Annotated in this window: 2 protein-coding genes; both read right to left on the minus strand. The window is 41.1% G+C overall.

From position 1 onward, the window contains the following. Window positions 1-908: 908 nt before the first annotated feature. A complete protein-coding gene (locus tag AC3DU7_RS29620) occupies window positions 909-1,631 on the minus strand; it encodes a M15 family metallopeptidase (RefSeq protein WP_488042828.1) in 723 nt (240 codons plus the stop codon). 97 nt (window positions 1,632-1,728) lie between these two features. Next, window positions 1,729-3,111 (minus strand): photosystem II reaction center protein CP43, encoded by a 1,383-nt coding sequence (gene psbC, locus AC3DU7_RS29625; protein ID WP_488042829.1) that lies wholly within the window; start codon window positions 3,109-3,111, stop codon window positions 1,729-1,731. Window positions 3,112-3,180 lie beyond the last annotated feature (69 nt).

Consider the following 3,180-nt stretch of genomic DNA (forward strand, 5'->3'; position numbering starts at 1 on the left):
TTTTGGGTTGCCCATACTAACTGTAGTCTATCCATGTGAAAAGCGCTATAATCAAGGGATTATTCTTCCTCCTAGCTCCTCTATAATTCCCCGTTCCTCCTGTCTTCCCTTCCTGGGAGCAGGGCTGTTTCAAAGTCTTGTAGATTAACAGTGAGCGGGAGAACGGGAGATTATGGCATAGTTAAACAGTAAAATTTGTCAAAATTTGCCGATTTTTCAGCTAATAAGCGTCGTTAAGCTCTGAGAAAATATTTAGTTCAACGTCGCTTAAAAGCCTCTATCCCCGTGTCTGGTGTATCTGGTGCGTCCCCGCGTCTATTGAGAATGAAACAGCCCTCCCCTCCTGGGAGGGGTTAGGGGTGGGTTTTCTCCTGTATCCTGTCTCCTACCCTTACCTATAAGACTTTTTCAACAAACCCTAATTATTTACTCGGAATTTGATCGACGAAAAAAGTAATTGAGATGATTTGAAATAATTCCCTGAAATTACTACTGATATAGTGTTTTTATCTGGAATGTGGAAACCAAGTGCTATGAAAAAGGTATGGAGGGAATAGGGAATAGTAAAGAAGGGAAAACAGCATTAAATAGTAATAAATACAAGGATATAATGGACTCAAAACAGCGCTTTTTTTATTAGAAAAAACATCAATCTATATTTACATCTCATTTGAAAACACTATACCAATTTCAAAAAAGAATGTTACGAATAATAAGTGCAATAAAAGGATTTTGCGGGAAATTTTCTTTGACAAAAAATGAGGATTTACGAGATAAAAACTGGCATTAAATCTATTCATTCTGACTCCTGAATTCTGTTTGCGGAGCATTCCGTAGGAAATTCTGGATTCTAAGAAATACCCTAGCTATTTGTAGCAAACATTTATCAAAATGGTATGATAACTATTTCAATGTACTCGTCCATACCTTGCCACAACCTCACCTTCATCATTCTCCTGACTTGTCAACCAAGCCCACATTTGGTCGCCCAGAGAAAAATGCCACCATTCATCTTGATGTTGCTGAAACCCCACCGATAACATTACTTCTGCCAATAACTGTCGATGTTGATGATACTCCCGATCTTCCTCATTTTGACTATCAAAAAAATGATTAGGATAAGAGCGTGGAGACAACTCATCAATAGGAGAACCCATATCAACAGTTTTGCCATTAGCATCCACTAAAGTTACATCCACAGCAGCACCCGTACTATGAGGTGGTGGGGTAGCGGGGTCTAGACTAGGAGCAGCCCAAAACTGATAAACTAACTCTAAAATTTTTTGACGTTTTGCTTCTGTCAGCTCCGGACTATCTAATGTTAAACCTTCAGCTTTTACTGTTTCTGCAAAAGTGTAATCTACCATAAATTGTTGTACAGCAATAGGGCGATAAGCATCAAATATTTGAATGTGCCAACTGGGATATTTTGTTTGTAGTTTTGTTTGAGCTGCCATCAAACTATCTAATACTTTTTGACGTAAAAAATAAGGTGAATTTGCTGGAGATAAATGATAAGGTGCGCCTAATTTTTGATAAGGATGGGGTGATTCAGTGGCAAATTTTTCTAAGGGAATTGGGATGAGTGGTTCGTGACATTCTTTAATTTTAATTTTTTGGTATGGTTTCATTGTAAATAGAAAAAAAGAAAAAAAATAAGAACCTCACCGGATATTTGGCGAGGTTCTTAAATAAATTTAGCTATCAGTAACCTACAGTAACTAGATATTAGTCTAGGTTAGGCATAGATAGTACTGGCTCTGTTTCACGGTCAAGACCTTTCTCAAAACCACCTTCAGCAGCACGAGCGCGTCCTGCGTGCCATAAGTGACCAATTAAGAAGAAGAAGCCAAGAATGAAGTGAGCTGCAGCTAACCAAGCACGAGGGTTAACATAGTTGAACCCGTTAATATCAGTGATAATGCCACCTACAGAGTTGATGGAACCGTTAGGAGCATGAGTCATGTACTCAGCAGCACGACGTACTTGCCAAGGCTGAATATCGTTCTTTAATTTATTCAAGTCTAGACCGTTAGGACCACGAAGAGGCTCTAACCAAGGACCACGGAAGTCCCAAAAACGCATTGTTTCACCACCGAAGATGATTTCACCAGTAGGAGAACGCATCAGATACTTACCAAGACCAGTTGGACCTTGAGCAGAACCAATGTTAGCACCTAACTTTTGGTCACGGACTAGGAATACAAAAGACTGAGCTTGAGAAGCTTCAGCATTAGTTGGACCGTAGAATTCGCTAGGATAAGCAGTGTTGTTAAACCATACGAAACACGCAGCAATCAAACCCATTAAGGATAGAGCGCCCAAACTGTAGGAAAGATAAGCCTCTCCAGACCAGATGAAAGCGCGACGTGCCCAACCGAAAGGCTTAGTTAGAATATGCCAAACACCACCAAAGATACAAATCAGACCGATCCAGATATGACCGCCAATGATATCTTCCATGTTGTTAACACCGATGATCCAGCCCTCACCACCAAAAGGTGCTTTGAGTAGATAACCGAAAATAACAGAAGGATCGAGAGTAGGGTTAGCAATCACCCTAACATCACCGCCACCTGGTGCCCAAGTATCATAGACACCACCAAAGAACATGGCCTTGAATACCAACAACAACGCACCACAACCTAATAGGATTAAGTGGTAACCAATGATGTTAGTCATCTGGTTCTTATCTTTCCAGTCATATCCAAAGAAAGAAGAATATTCTTCGAGAGTTTCTGGACCACGAACGGCATGATAAATACCGCCTAAACCAAGAACAGCAGATGAAATTAGGTGCAAAACACCTACTACAAAGTATGGAAATATATCTGTTACTTCACCACCGGGACCTATACCCCAGCCTAAAGTAGCAACGTGGGGCATTAGGATTAAGCCTTGTTCGTACATAGGCTTTTCTGGAACAAAATGACCAACTTCAAATAAAGTCATTGCTCCTGCCCAGAACACGATGAGACCTGCGTGAGCAACGTGAGCGCCTAGCAGTTTACCGGATAGATTGATCAGACGGGCGTTTCCAGACCACCATGCAAAACCGGTGGACTCGATATCGCGACCTCCCATCATGGAAGAATTAGAGAGCGTTACCACGTGGTAGAACCTCCTCAGGGAATATAAAGTTTTGATGTGGTTGATCTTGAGGGGCCATCCATGCTCGGA

Source organism: Okeania sp. (assembly GCF_983059655.1).

Bases quoted from the DNA above. Each gene is read 5' to 3' on its own strand.
- AC3DU7_RS29620 (WP_488042828.1), bottom strand. From the start codon at position 1,631: ATGAAACCATACCAAAAAATTAAAATTAAAGAATGTCACGAACCACTC.